The sequence below is a fragment of the Candidatus Neomarinimicrobiota bacterium genome, from assembly GCA_017656425.1.
Taxonomy (GTDB): Bacteria; Fidelibacterota; UBA2242; order UBA2242; family B5-G15; genus JACDNV01.
The window spans coordinates 24,819-43,895 of sequence record JACDNV010000008.1; the positions used below are offsets into that span (position 1 = coordinate 24,819).

At 34.7% G+C, this 19,077-nt stretch carries 20 protein-coding genes and 1 tRNA gene; 1 reads left to right on the plus strand and 20 read right to left on the minus strand.

The genetic code is table 11. The features are described from left to right. Window positions 1-132 precede the first annotated feature (132 nt). From H0Z29_06870 to ruvB, 19 genes are all read right to left on the minus strand, one after another. A complete protein-coding gene (locus H0Z29_06870) occupies window positions 133-510 on the minus strand; it encodes a hypothetical protein (GenBank protein ID MBO8131223.1) in 378 nt (125 codons plus the stop codon). A gap of 12 nt (window positions 511-522) precedes the next feature. Then, complete coding sequence (locus tag H0Z29_06875) at window positions 523-1,425, minus strand: hypothetical protein (GenBank protein MBO8131224.1); 903 nt, start codon at window positions 1,423-1,425, stop codon at window positions 523-525. Next, on the minus strand, window positions 1,379-2,293 hold the full coding sequence (locus H0Z29_06880; protein ID MBO8131225.1) for a hypothetical protein: 915 nt from the start codon (window positions 2,291-2,293) through the stop codon (window positions 1,379-1,381). Before H0Z29_06880 ends, H0Z29_06875 begins: the two co-directional genes overlap by 47 nt. Continuing rightward, window positions 2,293-4,725 carry a primosomal protein N' gene (priA, locus tag H0Z29_06885; GenBank protein MBO8131226.1) on the minus strand — a complete coding sequence of 811 codons (2,433 nt, stop codon included), beginning with the start codon at window positions 4,723-4,725 and terminating at the stop codon, window positions 2,293-2,295. Before priA ends, H0Z29_06880 begins: the two co-directional genes overlap by 1 nt. Before the next feature lie 56 nt (window positions 4,726-4,781). Then, the gene (locus H0Z29_06890) at window positions 4,782-5,225 is read right to left on the minus strand and encodes a 50S ribosomal protein L9 (protein ID MBO8131227.1); all 444 of its coding nucleotides are present in this window, start codon (window positions 5,223-5,225) and stop codon (window positions 4,782-4,784) included. A gap of 26 nt (window positions 5,226-5,251) precedes the next feature. Next, window positions 5,252-5,482: a 30S ribosomal protein S18 gene (locus H0Z29_06895; GenBank protein ID MBO8131228.1), complete on the minus strand. Its 231-nt coding sequence runs from the start codon at window positions 5,480-5,482 to the stop codon at window positions 5,252-5,254. 21 nt (window positions 5,483-5,503) lie between these two features. Next, on the minus strand, window positions 5,504-5,824 hold the full coding sequence (gene rpsF / locus H0Z29_06900) for a 30S ribosomal protein S6 (GenBank protein ID MBO8131229.1): 321 nt from the start codon (window positions 5,822-5,824) through the stop codon (window positions 5,504-5,506). Between the two features lie 18 nt (window positions 5,825-5,842). Next, the gene (locus H0Z29_06905) at window positions 5,843-7,867 is read right to left on the minus strand and encodes a sodium-translocating pyrophosphatase (GenBank protein ID MBO8131230.1); all 2,025 of its coding nucleotides are present in this window, start codon (window positions 7,865-7,867) and stop codon (window positions 5,843-5,845) included. Beyond that, window positions 7,860-8,474, minus strand: a complete 615-nt coding sequence (locus tag H0Z29_06910; GenBank protein MBO8131231.1) for an aminoacyl-tRNA hydrolase — start codon at window positions 8,472-8,474, stop codon at window positions 7,860-7,862. Before H0Z29_06910 ends, H0Z29_06905 begins: the two co-directional genes overlap by 8 nt. Window positions 8,475-8,477: 3 nt before the next feature. Then, window positions 8,478-9,116: a 50S ribosomal protein L25 gene (locus H0Z29_06915; protein MBO8131232.1), complete on the minus strand. Its 639-nt coding sequence runs from the start codon at window positions 9,114-9,116 to the stop codon at window positions 8,478-8,480. A 15-nt stretch (window positions 9,117-9,131) separates the two neighbouring features. Continuing rightward, window positions 9,132-10,073 carry a ribose-phosphate pyrophosphokinase gene (locus tag H0Z29_06920; GenBank protein ID MBO8131233.1) on the minus strand — a complete coding sequence of 314 codons (942 nt, stop codon included), beginning with the start codon at window positions 10,071-10,073 and terminating at the stop codon, window positions 9,132-9,134. Window positions 10,074-10,105: 32 nt separating this feature from the next. Further along, window positions 10,106-10,176, minus strand: a tRNA-Gln gene (locus H0Z29_06925). A 14-nt stretch (window positions 10,177-10,190) separates the two neighbouring features. After that, on the minus strand, window positions 10,191-11,042 hold the full coding sequence (ispE, locus tag H0Z29_06930) for a 4-(cytidine 5'-diphospho)-2-C-methyl-D-erythritol kinase (GenBank protein ID MBO8131234.1): 852 nt from the start codon (window positions 11,040-11,042) through the stop codon (window positions 10,191-10,193). Continuing rightward, window positions 11,008-12,453, minus strand: a complete 1,446-nt coding sequence (locus H0Z29_06935; protein ID MBO8131235.1) for a glutamate--tRNA ligase — start codon at window positions 12,451-12,453, stop codon at window positions 11,008-11,010. Before H0Z29_06935 ends, ispE begins: the two co-directional genes overlap by 35 nt. Window positions 12,454-12,456: 3 nt before the next feature. Further along, window positions 12,457-13,068, minus strand: a complete 612-nt coding sequence (locus H0Z29_06940) for a DedA family protein (GenBank protein MBO8131236.1) — start codon at window positions 13,066-13,068, stop codon at window positions 12,457-12,459. Next, window positions 13,061-13,546, minus strand: a complete 486-nt coding sequence (locus H0Z29_06945; protein ID MBO8131237.1) for a 2-C-methyl-D-erythritol 2,4-cyclodiphosphate synthase — start codon at window positions 13,544-13,546, stop codon at window positions 13,061-13,063. Before H0Z29_06945 ends, H0Z29_06940 begins: the two co-directional genes overlap by 8 nt. Beyond that, window positions 13,527-14,231 carry a 2-C-methyl-D-erythritol 4-phosphate cytidylyltransferase gene (ispD, locus tag H0Z29_06950; GenBank protein ID MBO8131238.1) on the minus strand — a complete coding sequence of 235 codons (705 nt, stop codon included), beginning with the start codon at window positions 14,229-14,231 and terminating at the stop codon, window positions 13,527-13,529. Before ispD ends, H0Z29_06945 begins: the two co-directional genes overlap by 20 nt. An 8-nt stretch (window positions 14,232-14,239) precedes the next feature. Next, the gene (gene queA, locus H0Z29_06955; GenBank protein MBO8131239.1) at window positions 14,240-15,274 is read right to left on the minus strand and encodes a tRNA preQ1(34) S-adenosylmethionine ribosyltransferase-isomerase QueA; all 1,035 of its coding nucleotides are present in this window, start codon (window positions 15,272-15,274) and stop codon (window positions 14,240-14,242) included. 15 nt (window positions 15,275-15,289) lie between these two features. Continuing rightward, window positions 15,290-16,309, minus strand: coding sequence for a Holliday junction branch migration DNA helicase RuvB (gene ruvB / locus H0Z29_06960; GenBank protein ID MBO8131240.1), 1,020 nt, complete (start codon window positions 16,307-16,309; stop codon window positions 15,290-15,292). A gap of 268 nt (window positions 16,310-16,577) precedes the next feature. Here ruvB and H0Z29_06965 point away from each other — a divergent pair, with 268 nt between their 5' ends. Further along, window positions 16,578-18,008: a hypothetical protein gene (locus tag H0Z29_06965; GenBank protein ID MBO8131241.1), complete on the plus strand. Its 1,431-nt coding sequence runs from the start codon at window positions 16,578-16,580 to the stop codon at window positions 18,006-18,008. On the opposite strand, the gene rlmN is transcribed toward H0Z29_06965, so the two are convergent. Beyond that, window positions 18,005-19,051 (minus strand): 23S rRNA (adenine(2503)-C(2))-methyltransferase RlmN, encoded by a 1,047-nt coding sequence (gene rlmN / locus H0Z29_06970; GenBank protein MBO8131242.1) that lies wholly within the window; start codon window positions 19,049-19,051, stop codon window positions 18,005-18,007. The two genes, H0Z29_06965 and rlmN, sit on opposite strands and share 4 nt — an antisense overlap. Window positions 19,052-19,077: the final 26 nt, after the last annotated feature.

A 19,077-nucleotide genomic window follows, 5' to 3' on the forward strand; every position in this document is an offset into this window, starting at 1 on the left:
AAATTCTCGATAAAGTAAAATAAGTTATATAATTGTTTTTATTTATTAGAATTGTGCATCAACAAACATATATAAAACTCTTTAGAGTAACACAGTAGTTAGATTGTTAAAGATACAGCATAAAAATTATCATTAATTATCTTTTGCCCCATCCAGAATCCACTGTTCAATTATTGAAATGTCTGAATGAGAAAGTTGATTTCTACCATACGGCATCCTTTGTCCTATAGGAGGATTTTCACTTGCTATTTTTTGATACAGTAGACTGTTTTCTGGTCGGTATGGTATTACAACAGGTCCGTTGTTACTCTCCCCGCTCATTAAGTCTTCGTAGGTGGAAAGGTTTAGATTGGCGCTACCATTTTGCCCGTGGCATTCAATACAATTGAGCTCAAAAATTGGTTTTATGTCATAAGTAAAACTAATTGACTCCTTTTTATTTTCATTATCGCAAAGTTGAATTGATATTGTTAAGACAAAAAGCGATGTTAATATAATCTTTGTTTTCATTTATTCCCCCTGTTATATTTTTATTGATATACTTGATGAAAAGATGTATCCCATTTCCCCAAGGCTATGTAATGCAAGGTCTATGTTATATCTTCCGAGATTATACCCACAACCAATAGATGATCCACCGAAAAACGATGTGAAGGTCTGGTAGGTTGAGATCTGAAACCTATTGGTGGATGTCCCCCATCTAAGAAAAAAATTATTGGTTATGATAAATTCACCTCCGACCTTCACTGTGATATTCTGAATGTCAGTTGATTCTGCCTGGAGGCCGATTCTAAGGGGAAGATGAGCTAATTTTTTTGAAACGGATGCTATATATTGGTTTGGTATTTGTTCGTCATAGTTTTTGCCAATTGCCAGTAGTTTTGATAGTATGGAGAAGCCCACTGAAAAAGTTGTTTTTGGCTCATATATTATAATGCCGATACGGGAGAAGAAAAAAGACTTTGTAATTGATTCTATATTTGTATTGAAATAGATGAATGATATTCCATAGTTTATTTTTCTTTTTATATTTGATGTGTATGTTGCTGACAAGATGAAATCATTTACCGAATATTTACCGGAAAAATTACCCTGATTGTCATAACCGTTAAAGTTCCCATAATTAACAAATTTACTACCTATGGCCAGACTTCTTTTTGAATTACTGAATAATAAAATGAAGTTAGTGCTATTTATATCAAGCAGGTAATCTGTATAGCAAGCCGATATCTGTTGATCAGCAGTCGATATAGTAGCAGGATTAAGGTATAATCCACTTATGTCACCAATAAAAGAGGAGGTAACGTTGTTACTACCCCACCCTTTTGCGTCCGATGGCAAATTGATCGATCTTATTATTGACATTGATAAAAGGGTTTCATTCGACAGTATCAAGGTAGTTATTATACATATCAGAAATTTCATTCTCATCTTCATGACTCTTTAATTTAGCAATTTTATTTCTAAATTTTATAGTTATAAAAATTATTATAGTCAATAGCGGTAAAATGACCCAGATGACCCTGTTTATATCAAAATACAGTAGTTTTTTGTAATATTTATCGAGGTATTTTATCCATAAATCTTCAAATTCTTCAAGATTAAGTCCTGTTACATTCTGGAATGCAAGTCCAAAAACTTTCAGATTTTTTGAAAGTTCAACAATTTTCCATACAGTTTGGTCGTCGAATATATGAACTAAAAATTCAATAATGGTTGCCGATTCTTCATAGGCAAGTCTTGCCTGTTCTGGATTCATTGTGAGAAATTTTTCCAAATCACTCATTTTTATTAATTGTTTTGAGGCTATGGCTCTGGCGATAATTATTTTATCACTTATTCTTAGATCTTCTGAGTAGTATTTAGCTATTCCTTCATTAAACCATGATGGGAATATGTTCAATGGTGCGATCGAGTTCTGAAGCATATGAATTATCTCGTGCCTTAGAACTCTGGTGTATTCACTTAAATTGTTATGGGCAAATTCGGGAGATTTTATTACTATTAAATTTTGTGGGAAAATTGAAACTGCTTCTGACCAATCCGGTAGCGGGGTTTTTGTAAAGTTTGTGTACTCTTGTTTATTATGAGCAATTTTTATTGTTAAAGTGTCTATGGAAATTTTTAAATTTTGTTTTTTCAAAAAGCTATTGATAAAATTACGGCAATAACTACTGGTATAATCAATTAGTTTTTTATCATTTATTCTTCTGCTTTCGACATTTATAACCATTGGAACAAGTGTCTTAAAAAGTATTAAAATTGTGAGATTAAGATATAGTATCTTTTTCATTATAATAAATCCAAGGGATCTATATCGATACTTATTCTTGATTTTCTACTTATCCTGTGGTAAAGTGATGAATTGAGGAGGTTTTTTATAATTGTACGAAGTCGAATTCCCTTTGGATCTTCTTTTTTGCTGGATTTAATTAATATCATGTATCTGTATCTATTTTTCATTTTGAATATAGGTGCCTCGGCAGGTCCTATTACATCTACCTTGCCCTTATTGGTATCCAGGAACTTTTTTATCTTAATTGCGGCAGCTTTTGCAGCGTCGCTTTTTGTGTTTGATATTATGATATTAGCCATCCTGCTAAATGGTGGGTAGTTTAGAGCAATACGTTCGCTTAGTTCGAGATTTTGAAAGATTTTAAAATTAAACTGTGCAGCATATTTAATTGCAATGTTGTCGGGATTAAAAGTTTGTATTACCACCTCACTCTTGATATCACCTCTGCCAGCTCTACCAATTACCTGGTATAGAAGTTGAAATGTTCTCTCCCTGGCTCTAAAATCTGGTAGATTCAGTCCTACGTCGGCATTTAGAATACCAACAAGTCCAATATTCGGGAAATCGAGTCCCTTTGCTATTATTTGTGTTCCGACGAGTATTTGAATGTCCCCTTTTTCAAAGTTTTTCAGTGTTCTTTCAGTGAATCCTCTTTCCCTTGCTGTGTCTAAGTCAAGTCTTGTTATTGAGATACCATCGAATAAACTGCTTAGTGCCTCTTCTACTTTTTCTGTCCCATATCCAGGATATACAAGATGTGTACCCCCGCATTTATTACAGAATGATGGTGGATTCATGTAATAACCACAATAATGACATACCAGTTTTTTTTCCCTTTTGTGATAAGTCAATGTTATACTGCAGTTGAGACAGATTGGGGTCCAACCACAGTTGAGGCACATTATAAAATTAGAGAATCCTCTTCTATTCTGTAATAATAATATCTGATTATTTTTCTTGAGGTTTTCTTTTATTTTATAAATCAATAGCTTCGATAATGGAAAATCTATGTTTTCAACTTTTTCATACTCCTTTTTCATATCAACAATATGAACCATTGGATTAGGGCTTTTTGAATATTTCGTAGTGATTTCAAGTTTTTGATATTTTCTTGTTATGGCATTATAAATGCTTTCCATACTTGGAGTAGCAGAGCCCAGTATTACTGTTGCATTATTTATTTGAGCTCTAAAAAGAGCTGCGTCCCTTGCATTGTATTTTGGATCCATACCAGTTTGTTTATAGCTCTGATCCTGCTCTTCATCTATAATTATGAGTCCTATGTTTTGAAGTGGCAGGAAGATGGAGCTTCTCACACCAACAACAATTTTAATCTTTCCCTCTCTTATTTGATTCCAGATGGTAAACCTATCCTGTGAAGAAAGATTACTGTGCCAGATGGCAACACTTGCACCAAACTCTCCTCTGAATCTTCCAGCGAAGTAAGTAGTAAGTGTAATTTCCGGGACAAGTATGAATACACCTTTATTTTTTAGGATTGTGTCTTTTATTAATTTTATGTAAATCTCAGTTTTACCGCTACCTGTGACCCCGTGAAGTAGGAAACATCGGAATTTATTTTTCTCAATGTTTTCCTTAATAGTATTATATATATTCTGTTGCTCTGTAGTTAAAATTACCTCTTTTTGTTTGAGATCAAATTGCTTCCATAGTTTACCGTAATCATATTCAATCTTTTCTATTTTTATGTATCCCTTTTTGACGAGTGCGTCAAGGCTACTCCTTGAGAAGTTTTTCAGTTTGCCTTTTTCTAAAAATTTATTAGTAGAGAGAAATGAGACTATTTCATATTGCTTTGGTGACCTCTTTAGTAGAACCTGTAGCTCATCCTTAGAAGGTTCCTTAATTAGTCGAAAGATGGTTCTTTGTGGTGGATTTTTCTGTTTGAATAATACCTTTTCCTCAATAAATCCATTTCTTTTTAGATAAACTATACCCTTTCTAAAGTAATCTGAATTGAAGTGCTTTATGGCCGTTGAATACAATATTTCTCTTTTATCTTTAATATATGATAGGATATCCTGATATTTTATTTTTTCTAAATCCGCACTTTTTTTTGAGAATATTAGTTTTCTGTTTTTTACTAGCCTTATCTCTTTTGGGACAGCTTGCATTAGTACTTTCCCAATAGGAGTTTGATAGTAGTCAGATACCTTCATCAGAAATTTCAATAACTCTTCAGGTAGGATTGGAGCAATATCAATAAGTTCTTTTATGTATTTCAGTTCCTTTTTGTAATCCGATTCAGTTTTTATCTGAACTATAAAGCCTGTATTCAGGCTATTTCTAACGGGGACTATTACTCTCTGACCAGGTTTGGCAAGTTCCTGTAAGTCTTCAGGAATTGTGTATGTAAATAGATTGAAACTCGGTAGAGGAATTGCTACATCAGCAAAAAGATTTTTCATATAAAAAAGATAGTAAATTTATATAGGAAAATATAGCTTTTTGAGACTTTTAAATTTTAAGATTTTACAACCCAGAGTTTAATAGTTGCTGTAACCTCTGAATGCAATTTTATTGGGATATCATAAATACCAAGTGCTTTTATAGGTTCTTCTAATAAAATATTTTTCTTATCTATGTCAAATCCCTTTTCCTTTAGACTTTCTGCTATCTCATGGGATGTTACAGAACCAAATACTTTATCTTCTTCTCCTACCTGTACTGGAATGGTCAAAGAAATTTTTTGGAGTTTTTCCGCTAGCTGTTTTGCTTGTCGCAGTTTTTTCTCCTCCTTAAATTTTTGCATATTTAATCTGTTTTCAATAATCTTCAGGTTTTGTTTTGTAGACTTTATTGCAATGCCTTTTGGAATTAGGAAATTTCTTGCATATCCATCCTTTACTTCAACCTCATCATAAGCCTTTCCCAGGTTTTCATAGTCCTGAAGTAAAATTATTTTCACTTTTTATCCTCCATATTCAAAATAGTTTACATGTGTTTTACATCAGTTTGATAAGGCAATAATGCAATGTTTCTTGCCCTTTTAATAGCCTTTGCCAGTTGCCTCTGATGTTTGGAACAAGTTCCAGTTATTCTGCTCGGTATTATTTTCCCCTGTTCAGTTACAAATCTTCGTAGCAGTCTGTAATTTTTGTAGTCAATCTTTTCATGAGGGTTCTCACAAAATTTGCAAATTTTCCTTTTATTTAAAATCGGCATGCTTTTACCTCCATTTTTTTCCTATTTATTCTCCAGTTTTTCGGCTTTAGGTTTTTCCTTCAGCCTTACGGTAATACATGATAGTATCCCTGTTTTTAATCGCATCCATCTTTCGAGGACTTTTGGAAGATCCGTATTTTCTGTTTCATATTGCACTAAGTAGTATTGACCATATCTTTGTTTTTCAATTGGATATGCAAGTTTTCTTTTGCCCCAATCTTTCATAACCAAGACATTGCCACCCATTTTCTGTATTTCTTCTTTTACATCATTAAGGATTTGAGTTACTCTTTCCGCCTCATAGTTTGAATTTATTATGAATAGATTCTCGTAGTATCTCAAGGTTTTCTCTCCTTATTTTTATTTAATAAGTGGTGCTATGACGAGACTAACAACAGACATTAATTTTATTAATATATTTAAGCTAGGTCCTGCGGTATCTTTAAATGGATCACCGACGGTATCGCCTGTTATGGCAGCTTTATGAGTATCACTTCCCTTACCACCGAGATGTCCTGCTTCAATATACTTTTTTGCATTATCCCATGCTCCGCCAGCGTTTGCCATAAAGATTGCCATTAAGACACCTGTAACAGTTACACCAGCTAGGAGTCCACCAAGCATCTCTTTGTTGATAAAACCAAGAATAACGGGTATCGCTACAGCCAGAGTTCCCGGCAATATCATTTTTTTTATTGCGGCGGCAGCAGAAATATCAACGCACTTCCTGTAATCAGCTGTGGCTTTGCCTTCCATTAGACCTTTAATTTCTTTGAACTGTCTCCTTACCTCTTTAATCATATCGAATGCTGCTTCACCAACGGCTCTTAAGACAATTGATGTGAACAGGAACGGTAGCATTGCCCCCATGAGTAAACCTGCTATTACATATGGATTTGTGAGATCAATTGTTTTGATACCAGCGGATGTTTGAAATGCAGAGAATAATGCTAATGCAGTTAGTGCTGCAGAGCCGATTGCGAATCCTTTACCGATAGCAGCTGTTGTATTTCCAACAGCATCGAGCCTATCTGTTCTAGCTCTCACATCACTACCCAGTTCAGCCATTTCGGTAATACCACCAGCATTATCGGCCACAGGTCCATAAGCATCAATGGATAGCTGTATTCCAGTAGTAGAAAGCATTCCAACCGCTGCAATAGCAATTCCGTATAGTCCAGCAATGTAGTATGCTATCATTATTGCAGCAGCGATAAAAAGAATAGGTAAGAGTGTGGAAAACATTCCAATGCTTAGTCCAGCAATTATGTTTGTTGCATGACCGGTCTGGGATTGTTCAGCTATCCATCTTACAGGTTTTCTTAATTCAGAAGTATAATACTCTGTTAATAGTCCAATTGCGACTCCAGCTACTAGTCCAGAAACTATTGCTACAAAAATATTTAGAGCACTTAATTGCCCATCTTTAGCGAAATAGAAAATTATCGGATAAGAAATTAAAAGCATCAAAATGTCAGCAGTGAAAATACCTTTGTTTAGTGCAACTTGTGGGTCCCCCTCTTCGCGGGTTCTGACCAAAAACGTACCGATAAGTGAACAGATTATACCCACTCCTGCAATTATTAATGGTAGTATTACATAGTTTATGTTAAAAAGCGCACCGAGAACCATTGTACTTACAATAGATCCGACGTAACTCTCAAAAAGGTCAGCTCCCATACCCGCTACATCTCCTACATTATCACCAACATTATCAGCAATTACCGCGGGATTTCTTGGGTCATCTTCTGGTATACCAGCTTCGACTTTTCCAACAAGATCTGCGCCGACATCAGCAGCCTTTGTATATATACCTCCACCAACACGTGCAAATAGTGCTATCGAGCTTGCTCCGAGGCTGAACCCACTTATAATTGGTAAGACAAGAGAATTAAGTAAATCCTCGCTGCTCCCAAAGCTCTTTGTATATATAAGAAAAAGAATACTCAATCCAATAACACCAAGCCCCACAACACTCATACCCATAACGGTGCCACTTGAAAAAGCAACTTGAAGGGCTCTATTTAGGCTAGTTCTTGCGGCTTGAGCTGTGCGTACATTAGAAAGAGTAGCCGTTTTCATTCCTATATAACCAGCTAAGGCTGACGAAAAGGCACCCAGGATAAATGATATAGCAACTAATCTATTCCAGCCTTTATTACCTACCACTAACAGTATGGCAACTGCTATTAAGAAGAATATAAGTGTTTTGTATTCACGGAAGAGAAATGCAGTGGCTCCTTCTCTTATGTATTGAGCAATGGATTTCATTTTATCGGTACCTGCATCCTGTTTTGTTATCCATATATTTTTTATAATGGCATAAATGATCGCGAGGATACCGACTGCCATTGGTGCAACTACCCATAAGATTGAATTATCCATTTGAAACCTCCTTCTTTAAATTGTCCGTTTTTTCTAGAACTGTGGTATTGTATTTACTCATAGCAAAGTCTATTCCTTTTTCGGAAATATCCATTATAGCACTATAAAGTTTGCTAAAAACTTCCTTGACAATTATAAGTTCATCTTCTCTGAAGTCTTCCAATACAAATACCTCGCTTGGGATACCAACTGGCTGGGGTCCGATACCCAGTCTTATTCTTGGGATGTTTTCAGTTCCCAACTTTTCAATAATCGATTCCATCCCTTTATGACCGCCGGATGATCCTAATTTTCTTATTCTAATAGTTCCGAGAGGAAGATCAATATCATCATATATTATAACCATATTTTTCGGTTTAATCGAGATGAATTCAGAAATCCTAGAAACTGCCATTCCACTATTATTCATATATGTTTTAGTTTTAAAGAAATATAAATCCTTATCTTTGTATTTTTGAGTGTGAAAATATGCGAAATATCTTGTGTTAAAATATTTTTTCTTTTCTCTTTTTGCAATGTAATCGATGGCCATATGTCCGAAGTTATGTCTATTTTTATTGTATTCCATTCCAGGATTTCCAAGTCCAATGAAAATGTAAATATTCATTTCTTATTTTTCCTCTTTATCCGGTTCCTTCTCTTCCTCAGCAGATTCCTCTGTCACTTCTTCCTCTACAACCCCGACCTCAGCCTCAGCTGCTCCTGTAGGTTTAACAATAGAAACTATTGCTACATCCTGAGGTGTTAGAATCTGTAGATTTTCCAATTTCAGATCCCTTACATAAATCGCATCCCCTAAGTTTAGTTGAGTAACATCTATTTCTATTGCATCAGGTATCATGTCAGCTTCGCATTTTATCTTAAGTGACCATAGGTGTTGTTCAAGTATTCCACCAAATTCCTTAACCCCTATTGAAGTACCGACGACATGAATCGGAACTTCTACCTCTATAATCTCTTTCGCTGTTACACCCATAAAATCCACATGAATAATCTCGTCAGTTATAGGATGATGTTGTAATTCCCTAATTAGTGCTTTGTGTGTCTTATTGTCAAGTTTCAGGGTTATCATATGGGTTTTTTTATGTATTACTTTTATCAAATCTTTTTTATCAACATATAAAGGGATAGGCTTTTCCTTGTGAAAGTAGTAAATACCTGGTACTTTACCATCCCTTCTTAACTTATTTGTCTCACCTTTTGTTAGAATTTCTCTTTTTTTTGCCTCAAGTACTATTTCTTTCATCATGTTAAAACTCCTGATTTAGAATTCAAATAAAATGCTTATAGATTCTTCGTTGTTTATCCTTCTAATAGCCTCAGCCAATAGTGGCGCAGCCGATATTATTTCAAGCTTTGGGAAAATTTTACTATCATTAATTTTTATTGAATTTGTAACAATAACCTTTTCTATTGGTGATTTCATTATTTTCTCTTTTGCTTGCCCTGAAAAAAGGCCGTGTGATGCGACAGCTATAATTTTATCGCATCCTTTTTCTTTTAGTAATTTGCTCGCCTCAACGATAGTACCACCAGTATCAATCATATCATCAATTATAAGAGCATTTTTAGGGCTTTGGTCGCCGATTATATTTAATACCTCAGCTTTATTAGGTCCGGTTCTTCTCTTATCTATTATCGCAAAAGGAAGATTGAGCACTTTTGCGTATGATCTTGCAAACTTGATACCTCCCACATCTGGAGAAACGACTGTAAAGTGGTCACTTTTTACAATATCTTTTAACCTGTCTATAAAAATTGACTTGGCGTATAGATGATCAAATGGAATATTTACAAAGCCTTGTATCTGGATTGAGTGAAGGTCCATTGTAAGGATTCTGGATGCTCCAGCCGTAACTATTAAATCCATTAATAGCCTTGCAGAGATCGGTACCCTGGGTTGATCTTTTCTATCCTGTCTCGCATATCCACAGTATGGTACAACTGCGGTAATTCTTTTAGCAGATGCACGTTTGGCGGCATCCAGAATCAATAGTAATTCTAGAATATTGTCCGATGGAGGTACTGTTGGTTGTATGATAAATACGTCCTCACCTCGGATGTTCTCTTCTATTTTAACCCATATTTCTCCGTCGCTGAAATTCCTGATAGTTATCTGGCCGGGTTCAACATCTAATTCTTTACAAATTTCGAAGGCAAGTTCTGGGTTGGCTCTACCGGTAAATATTTTACCGTTAAATTTCATCTTTTCTCTACCTCATAAGCTTTAAAAATCTGCTCGGGGACCAGGATTCGAACCTGGATAAACGGCTCCAAAGGCCGCTGTCCTGCCGTTGGACGATCCCCGAATAAAATTTACTTTTCAATACCTGGGAAGGGCTATGGATGTATGGAAATTTTTGAAATTCTTTTCCACCTCTTTTGCTGAGGCTATGTTTTCGTATATCCCAAACACAGTCGAGCCACTTCCCGACAAGCCGGCATATATTGCTCCAGATTTTAAAAGTTCCTGTTTTATTCTGCCGACCTCTGGATGTGTTTGAAAAACTATATCTTCAAATTGATTTTCAAATAACTCAAAATTGAATCCATCACTATTAAAAAGAGTATCAAATTTATGTCTATAGCTTTTTTTTGTCAAGTCAAATTGAGTGTATGCCCATTTAGTTGATATATTTATTCCAGGATATACAATCAGGAATGTATAAGGGAATTTAACCTTTATAGGCGTTAGAATTTCTCCCCTGCCCTCGACAAGCTGTAATCCGCCTCTTATAAAAAAAGGAACATCACATCCTATATAAAGAGCAATTTCTTCCATCTGTTTATTTGATAATTTTAGATCATAGAACATGTTAAGAAATTTTATTATAGCTGCTGCATTAGAACTGCCCCCTCCGAGGCCAGCACCATATGGGATATTCTTTTCTACGGTAATTGCAAAATTATCTTGTAGGCTAAATTTTTCTTTCATTAAGTATGTTGTTTTAATAATTGTATTATTCTTATCTGACGTATAATCAGTTCCTTCTATTAACAATTTCATACTTTTAGATGGAGTGATGTATATATTGTCATGAAGGTCTATTTCTATAAAAACTGAACTCAATGAATGGTAACCGTCTTCATATTTACCAGTAATTCTTAGGCAGAGGTTTATTTTTGCGTAAGATTTTAGCTCAATAGTTTTTGCTGTTTGTATACGGGAGGGCATCTTTTAACCTTTTTAATATATTGTCCTTTTGTAATATATCAACAATTTTTACAAGTTCAGGTCCATGTAACTGACCTGTAGTAGCTACACGGACAGACATCCATAAATCCTGCCCCTTTATTTTTGTTTCCTTTGAAATTTCTCTCATTATTTCTATAAAGGTTTTTCCATCTATCGATTCAACTTTTTGTAAATGGTTTATCAGTCTTTCTATAACAATCTTTGATGATGGTTTTTTTAAAATCGATAAGCAATCTCTGGTTGTGTAATCAACTTTATCCTGGTAAAATATTTTTGCCTTTTCAGTAATTTCAGATAAAGTATGTATATTATCTTTTGTTGCATTCAAGACTTTTTTTAGCTTTTCGACATCTTGTAAGTAAGATTCGGGTACGAATTCCTTAGAGTATTCTATTAATTTTTCAACTGGCATGTTTCTTATATAATATCCATTCATCCACTTCAATTTCTCCAGATTGAATACTGCCCCGGCTTTATTCACTCTCTCAAGGGAAAATAATTCTATTAAATTTTCCATTGAAAAAATTTCTCTATCACTCCCTGGATTCCATCCAAGCAATGCAAGGAAGTTTACTAAGGCTTCGGGTAGATATCCCTTTTTTCGATAGTCCTCGACAGCTATATCTCCTTGCCTTTTTGAGAGTTTACTTCTATCTGGATTTAAAAGAAGTGGTAGATGGGCAAATTTAGGTTTTTCCCATCCGAGATACTCGTATAGAAGAATGTGCTTTGGTGTACTGGGTAACCATTCTTCTCCTCTTATTACATGGGTTATTTTCATATGGTGGTCATCCACAACATTTGCAAGATGATATGTGGGAAAGCCATCAGATTTTACAAGAATCTGATCATCTAGAACACTCGCGACGAATGATACTTTCCCTCGTATTAAATCATCAATAACTATGTTTCCATGAAGTGGGCTTTTCATTCTTATAACGTGGGATTCGCCGGCTTCTACTCTTTTCTTAGCTTCAGCTTCCGGGATAGATCTGCAATAGTTATCATAACGAGGCGGCTCGTTGCGAGCAACCTGTGCTTTTCTTAATGTTTCAAGACGTTCTGGGGTGCAGAAGCAATAGTAAGCATTCTTATTTTCTAAAAGTATATTTGCGTATTTTTGATATAAAGGAATCCTTTCAGATTGTATATATGGACCATATTTGCCATTGAATCCAGGTCCCTCATCAGGTATGATACCTGCCCATTTCAGAGTCTCTATCAAGTTTTCAATAGCTCCTTTTACCTTTCTTTTTTGATCTGTATCTTCAATTCTAAGTATAAACTTGCCATTATTCTTTTTTGCAAAAAGGTAATTGTACAAAGCCGTTCTTAATCCACCAACATGAAGATAACCAGTAGGACTTGGTGCAAATCGTGTTCTGGTCATTTTTTAGTTTGCCCTTGCCTTTGAATTTTTAATAAGCCAGAAAATTATATAACCTGCAATAATAGTAAAAACTATTGATGTAATCAATATATTATATCTTGAAAGGATAGACTTTATCTCTTCTATATTTTTCCCGATAACTATTCCCAATGACATAAGGAAGCTTGACCACAATATCACGCTCAGCGTATTCAATAAAAGTGATTTTTTGAAATCAATTTTTAAAAAACCAGCTGTAAGTGTTATGAAAAATCTAGTGCCAGGGAGAAAACGATTAACAAAGATTAGCCAGTAGCCATATTTTTTGAAGTGATTCTCTGTTTTTATTATCTTTTCATGGGAAAAGAATCTGAAATTTCTCCTTTCAAAGTATTCTCTTCCCCATTTGCAGGCAAAGTAGTATACCATGATAAAACCAAAGATATTTGCCGCAATGACCAGAAAAAGCGTTAGAATGGGGTTTAAAGTCCCTACTCCAGCTAAATATGCCGAAATTACAAGGAAAGTATCTCCTGGTACAAATGGTGTAACATATTCCATAAAAAGCAGAATAAATAGAATTGCATAGATGATTATTATAGGTAGTGATTCTAATGATAATAATAAGTTATCCATTTTTTTTGAGCAATAACGAGGTGGAAAAAGCTGCTATGCCTTCCTTTCTGCCGATGAAACCGAGCCCTTCTGTCGTGGTTGCCTTTATTGAAATCCTTTCCCGGTCAATTTCAAGTATTTTGGAGATATTCATGCGCATTTTTTCTATATATTGATTTATCTTTGGCTTTTGTGCTATAATTGTCAAGTCTATATTAATTATTTCAAATTCCTTTTTCCGAACGAGTTCATTCACTTTTTTAAGTAATATCATGCTGGATATGTTTTTAAATTCGTTTGAGGTGTCAGGGAAATGTTTACCAATGTCTCCAAGTGAAGCAGCTCCAAGTAATGAATCTATTATGGCATGGGTTGCAACATCGGCATCAGAATGTCCTCCAAGTCCCAGTTCAAAGTTTATTTCTTCACCGCAAAGGATTAATTTTCTGTCCCTCTGAAAGGGGTGAACATCTATACCGTTACCTATTCTGAAATTCATGGAATATTCCTTTTTTAATTATTATCTCTGCTATCTCAAGGTCTATAGGTGTTGTTATTTTTATATTGATCTCCTCACCAGGGATGACTTTTACCTTTCCACCAATTTTCTCAACAAGATAAGCATCATCTGTACCGATTATATTGTTCCTAATTGCATAGTTGTAGGCTTTTAATAGTATTTCTTTTTTGAAAATTTGTGGCGTCTGTACACTGACAAGTTTCGATCTGTCCCTTGTTTTTATCACCAAGTTTTTATTTATTTCTTTTATCGTTTCTTTTGGGCTAAGTCCGGGAAAGACTCCGTCGCAGTTTTTTAACTCATTAATTAGTTTTTTCAGTAAGCTCTGACTCACAAATGGTCTAACTCCATCATGTACAAGAATTGAATCTGCATCATTACTGACGTTTTTCAGGGCATTATATACCGAGAATTGTCTTTCAGGACCACCTTGGATGATTTTAACCGGGACATCCACCTTATTTTGTATATCCTTGGGCAATTTATTAGTATCGTATCCTTCAGGTATGACAAGTATTAATTCTATAAGGTTTATACATTTTGAAACGTTTTCTATAGTGTATGAAACAATCGATCTTCCTGCTATTGTTATAAATTGTTTTGGTAGGAGCTTACCCATTCTTTTTCCACTTCCAGCTGCTACAATGATTCCTGAAATTTTCATTGGTAGTACTATAATATTAGCATTGCATCGCCGAAGCTAAAAAATCGATATTTTTTTTCAATAGCTTCACGGTAAGCTTTCATGATAAGTTCATGGTCTGCAAATGCAGATACCATCATTAGAACTGTTGATTTGGGCTGATGGAAGTTTGTTATCAATGCATCGATGATTTTAAACTGATATGGTGGATAAATGAATTTATCTGTCCAACCTCTTTTTGGGCTTATCTGGAAACCTGAAACGCTTACAGTTTCAAGACATCTCACCACACTTGTTCCTACCGCAATAATCCTTTTGCCTCTTTCTTTTGCTTCGTTAATTGCAAGTGCTGTTTCGGGAGAGACTTCGAAATATTCGGAGTCCATTCGGTGTCTCGATAGATCCTCAACAGTTACAGGTCTGAATGTTCCGAGACCAATATGAAGTAAAATTGGAGCAATCTTAACCCCTTTCTGTTTTATTTTTTCAAGAAGTTCCTTGGTGAAATGTAGACCAGCCGTGGGAGCGGCTACTGCGCCTCTTCTTTTTGCGTAAACTGTCTGGTATCTTATTTTATCTTCCTCTATTGGTTCCCTTTTTATATATGGTGGTAGTGGTGATTGCCCAATTTTATCTATTAATTTATATAACTCCTCCTGTGTAATGTTTGTAAATCTTACAACTCTACCTCCAGATACAGTGTTGTCAATTACATCACACTGGACACCATCAGCAATAGTGAGTTTATTGCCTATTCTAACTTTTCTTGCTGGTTTTACAAGTACTTCCCACAAGTTATTTTCAAGCTCCCTTAAAAGAAAAACCTCAACCTTTGCATCTGTTCTATCTTTGACCGCAAAAAGACGAGCTGGGAAAACCTGTGTTTCATTTATAACAAGTAAATCACCCTGTTTAAAATAATCTACGATTTCATAAAATTTTTTATGTTCTATTTCACCGCTATCACGGTGAACTACCATAAGTCTTGAATGATCTCTTTTTTCAAGAGGATGTTGTGCAATTAACTCCTCTGGTAATTCATAATCAAAATCTGATAGTTTCATTTTACCTCCTGCTTTTTATTGAAATAATCTTCCTTGGGATCCTTTTTCTTTTATGTTAAAATATTGATAAGCTCGAGGGGTTACCTCTCTTCCACGAGTGGTTCTTTTAAGTAAGCCTTTTTGTATTAAGTATGGTTCATACACATCTTCTATAGTTTCTGGTTCTTCGCCAACTGCCACTGCCAGGCTATTCAACCCTACAGGACCGCCGGAAAATTTATCCAGTATGGTCATAAGAATAAGCCTGTCCATAGAATCCAAACCGAGTTCATCTATATCAAGCATTTCGAGAGATTTCCTGGCGACATCGATTGTTATTATACCTCCTGCTTTTACTTGAGCATAATCTCTTGTTCTCTTCAAAATGCGGTTTGCAATCCTTGGTGTACCCCTTGCTCTTTTTGCAATTTCCTCTGCTCCTTCAGGGGTTATTCTTACATCTAATATTTTTGCACTTCTAAGGACAATTTTATACAATTCTTCAGGAGTATAATAATTAACTCTTAAAACAACTCCAAACCTATCTCTCAGTGGAGATGTAATTCTACCAAGACGAGTTGTGGCACCAATGAGTGTAAATCCTTCAAGATTAAGCTGAATGGTTCGTGCATTTGGACCCTTATCGATAACAATATCTATATGGAAATCCTCCATAGCCGAGTATAGATATTCTTCGACTACATTATTCAGTCTGTGTACCTCATCAATGAAAAATACATCCCTATGCTTGAGGTTAGTTAACATACCTGCAAGGTCACCTGGTCTTTCTATAACGGGACCTGATGAAACTTTAATATTACTGTCGAGCTCATTTGCTATGATATGAGCCAGGGTTGTTTTCCCCAGGCCAGGTGGACCAAAGAGCAGGACGTGATCCAGTGGTTCTTTTCGCTCATTGGCCGCTTTTATATATAACTTCAGGTTTTCTACAACAGATTTCTGACCTATGAAATCCTTGAAACTTGTAGGTCGTATACTTTTTTCTATCTCTATATCGTCTTCTATCTGCTTTGGATTTAAAAGTTCATCTTTCAATTGATTCCCTGCTTATTTTTTAATGTAAACAAATTGTTGTTTTATGTAGGTAACGAGTTTATTTTTTAAATTCTTTAAAATATCCTCTCTATTGTCCTTCTTATTCATAATAAAGAACGTTTTGTAATTTAATAAAAAAAGTCCTCTAAATCAATTAGAAAGGGAAATTTGACAAATGTTAAAATAATGTTCTAATTTTTAGTATAATTATTAAATTAAATGCGATAATTTGTGATTTTCTTGAAACTAATATGGAATCGAGAGGGTAATGAGGGTAAAGTTAATATTTTGGTTTACCATAATTCTTTTTGGTTATTCTTGCTCGATCATATCCACAGGCCGGGTCAGTTTAAATGATCATGAGAGGCCAGATTGGATAGATAATATTCCCGAGGGCTATTTTGTTGGTGTATCAACAATATCGGGTGATATTTCAGTTGCTAGGGATAAGGCTGTTTTGAATGCAAGGAAGCAGATAGTAGAATCTCTCGGCGGTATAGTTCAAAGTGAGTTTATTGATTATATTTACGAGGGTAAGGATACCCAAGGGATAGATGAGTTTTCAAAATCTAAAATAAAAATTTTAGCGAAAAACATTGTAAGTGTAGTACCCGAAAAAATATTTATCGAAAAGTTAGAGACAAGAAGGGGATATAAAAAAAGAATTTTATATCGTGCCTACGTTCTTGTTCCTTTTTCCAGAAAAGATTATGACAGGTTCACTCTAGAGCTTATTGCTAGCACAACATTAGCTGGAAGAAAACTTCTTGATGAAGCAAGGGAAAGTGTATCCAGTGGTGACATAATTTCTGCAGTTAATATTCTTAAAAATATTGAAAAAAATATAAATCCTATCTTTGAATTAACAGGAATCAGGCCTTCTTTAAAGCTTGATTTAATGTATTTGAAAGAAGATATAGACAAATTGAAAAGAGATGTGAATAATAAACTTATAATACAACCGGCAAAAGATTTTTATACTGGCGTATGGGGTAATGGCAAACTTAAAGTACAGGTTAAAATTAGCCTTATAAGTAAAGGCAAGTCGATACCGATTCCAGAGGCTGGAATAAAATTTGAATTACTGGAAGGCTCTGCTGATATTACAGAAAGTGCAATTACGAATAGGAATGGGATAGCTGAATGCATAGTAAGTGAGATAAAAAAACCGAATGATATAGTCATAATGGCAAGCACAGATTTTAACCCCTCCGCTGGTTTAAGCAATAAAAAATGTAAGATTTATATTAAATTAAACAATTCTGTTTGTTCCATTATCAGAGAGAAATACATCAGCCAGAATGAAACACCCTGTATTTTCAGAGATATTATACTATCAAAATTTGCTGATAAAAATTTCGATATTTATGACTTAAGTGACCAGATTTCGGTTAATTTTGCCGATTATGATGATATTACCCTAGAAAAGGTAAGACTTTTTGTTAATGATAAATATCAGTTTATTGCTCTTGGGTACATGTATATTACACGATATAAGAAGATAGATGACGGTTTCTATTTTGTCTGGGCTAATACTGGAATCAAATTCTACAATCTGAAAACGGGACAATTGTTGGTAGGTTTTACAAGGGAAGAGAAAGTTGCTGGGAACTCAATGGAAGACGCTGAAATAAAAGCTGTAAGGAAGGTAGCGGATAATTTGTTTAAACAAATAGAAAGAGATCTGGGATTTAATTAATTCTGTTTGCAGTAAAGTTGTCCACAGGCTCCTTTAATAGAGCGACCCTGGCTCCTCCTTACAGTAACTGCAAAGGGAGCTTTGTATATTTCTTCAATGAATTTATCCATAGTTTTTTCATCCGACGATTGAAATTTTGAAAATTCATTTTCGTTAAAAGGAATTATATTCAACTTGCATGGTATACCTGATAAGAGTGATTTCAACCTTTTCGCATCATTAACTGAATCGTTGAAACCTTTAATTATAACATATTCAAAAGTTACTCTTCTTTTCAAATTTGAAGTATAATAGTTTATTGCTTTTAGGATATCCTTGATTGGGTATTTTTTATTTATTGGCATTATTTTATTTCTTTGCTCATTTGTTGTAGCATTTAAAGATATTGCCAGCTTAAACTTATGCCTTTCGTTGGCTATTCTATAAATTATCGGGACAATACCGCAGGTAGAGACGGTTATTTTTCTTGCCGATATTTCAGGACCAAGTTCACTATTAAGAATTTTAATACTTTTTATTGTATCTTCATAGTTTAAAAGAGGTTCTCCCATCCCCATGTATACGATATTGGTTATTTTTCTATCCTTAGTTCTATTTATAAATAAAAATTGATCGAGTATTTCCCCGGCTGTGAGATTTCGTTTCAATCCCATTCTGGCAGTTGCACAAAAAGTGCAGCCAAGATTACATCCAACCTGTGTTGACAGGCATACTGTCCTTCTGCCTTGACTCTCCATGTACACTGATTCTATATAGTTTCCGTCAGTAAGTCTGAATAAATATTTTTCCGAATTATCATCGGGAGATTTAATAACTTCAACGGGTTCTACAAGATTTATTATTGTCTTTTTCTCAAGATAGTTTCTCAATATCGCTGGTAGGTCAGTCATTTCTTCAAAACTTCTTGCTAATTTCCTGTATAGCCAGATATGTAGCTGTTTCGCCCTGTAGGGTTTTTCTTTCAACTTTTTCATAAATTCAGTCAATTCCTGAATATCCCAACCCTTTATTACTATTTTATCTCTATCAACCGAATTTCTCATTAAGAGCTCATATATAATGCCATTAT

What these genes read in the sequence shown, in the direction of transcription:
- H0Z29_06870 (MBO8131223.1), bottom strand. Translation starts at nt 510, where the DNA reads ATGAAAACAAAGATTATATTAACATCGCTTTTTGTCTTAACAATATCA.
- H0Z29_06875 (MBO8131224.1), bottom strand. Translation starts at nt 1,425, where the DNA reads ATGAAATTTCTGATATGTATAATAACTACCTTGATACTGTCGAATGAA.
- H0Z29_06880 (MBO8131225.1), bottom strand. Translation starts at nt 2,293, where the DNA reads ATGAAAAAGATACTATATCTTAATCTCACAATTTTAATACTTTTTAAG.
- priA (MBO8131226.1), bottom strand. Translation starts at nt 4,725, where the DNA reads ATGAAAAATCTTTTTGCTGATGTAGCAATTCCTCTACCGAGTTTCAAT.
- H0Z29_06895 (MBO8131228.1), bottom strand. Translation starts at nt 5,482, where the DNA reads ATGCCGATTTTAAATAAAAGGAAAATTTGCAAATTTTGTGAGAACCCT.
- H0Z29_06905 (MBO8131230.1), bottom strand. Translation starts at nt 7,867, where the DNA reads ATGGATAATTCAATCTTATGGGTAGTTGCACCAATGGCAGTCGGTATC.
- H0Z29_06910 (MBO8131231.1), bottom strand. Translation starts at nt 8,474, where the DNA reads ATGAATATTTACATTTTCATTGGACTTGGAAATCCTGGAATGGAATAC.
- H0Z29_06915 (MBO8131232.1), bottom strand. Translation starts at nt 9,116, where the DNA reads ATGATGAAAGAAATAGTACTTGAGGCAAAAAAAAGAGAAATTCTAACA.
- H0Z29_06920 (MBO8131233.1), bottom strand. Translation starts at nt 10,073, where the DNA reads ATGAAATTTAACGGTAAAATATTTACCGGTAGAGCCAACCCAGAACTT.
- ispE (MBO8131234.1), bottom strand. Translation starts at nt 11,042, where the DNA reads ATGCCCTCCCGTATACAAACAGCAAAAACTATTGAGCTAAAATCTTAC.
- H0Z29_06935 (MBO8131235.1), bottom strand. Translation starts at nt 12,453, where the DNA reads ATGACCAGAACACGATTTGCACCAAGTCCTACTGGTTATCTTCATGTT.
- H0Z29_06940 (MBO8131236.1), bottom strand. Translation starts at nt 13,068, where the DNA reads ATGGATAACTTATTATTATCATTAGAATCACTACCTATAATAATCATC.
- H0Z29_06945 (MBO8131237.1), bottom strand. Translation starts at nt 13,546, where the DNA reads ATGAATTTCAGAATAGGTAACGGTATAGATGTTCACCCCTTTCAGAGG.
- ispD (MBO8131238.1), bottom strand. Translation starts at nt 14,231, where the DNA reads ATGAAAATTTCAGGAATCATTGTAGCAGCTGGAAGTGGAAAAAGAATG.
- queA (MBO8131239.1), bottom strand. Translation starts at nt 15,274, where the DNA reads ATGAAACTATCAGATTTTGATTATGAATTACCAGAGGAGTTAATTGCA.
- H0Z29_06965 (MBO8131241.1), top strand. Translation starts at nt 16,578, where the DNA reads ATGAGGGTAAAGTTAATATTTTGGTTTACCATAATTCTTTTTGGTTAT.
- rlmN (MBO8131242.1), bottom strand. Translation starts at nt 19,051, where the DNA reads ATGAGAAATTCGGTTGATAGAGATAAAATAGTAATAAAGGGTTGGGAT.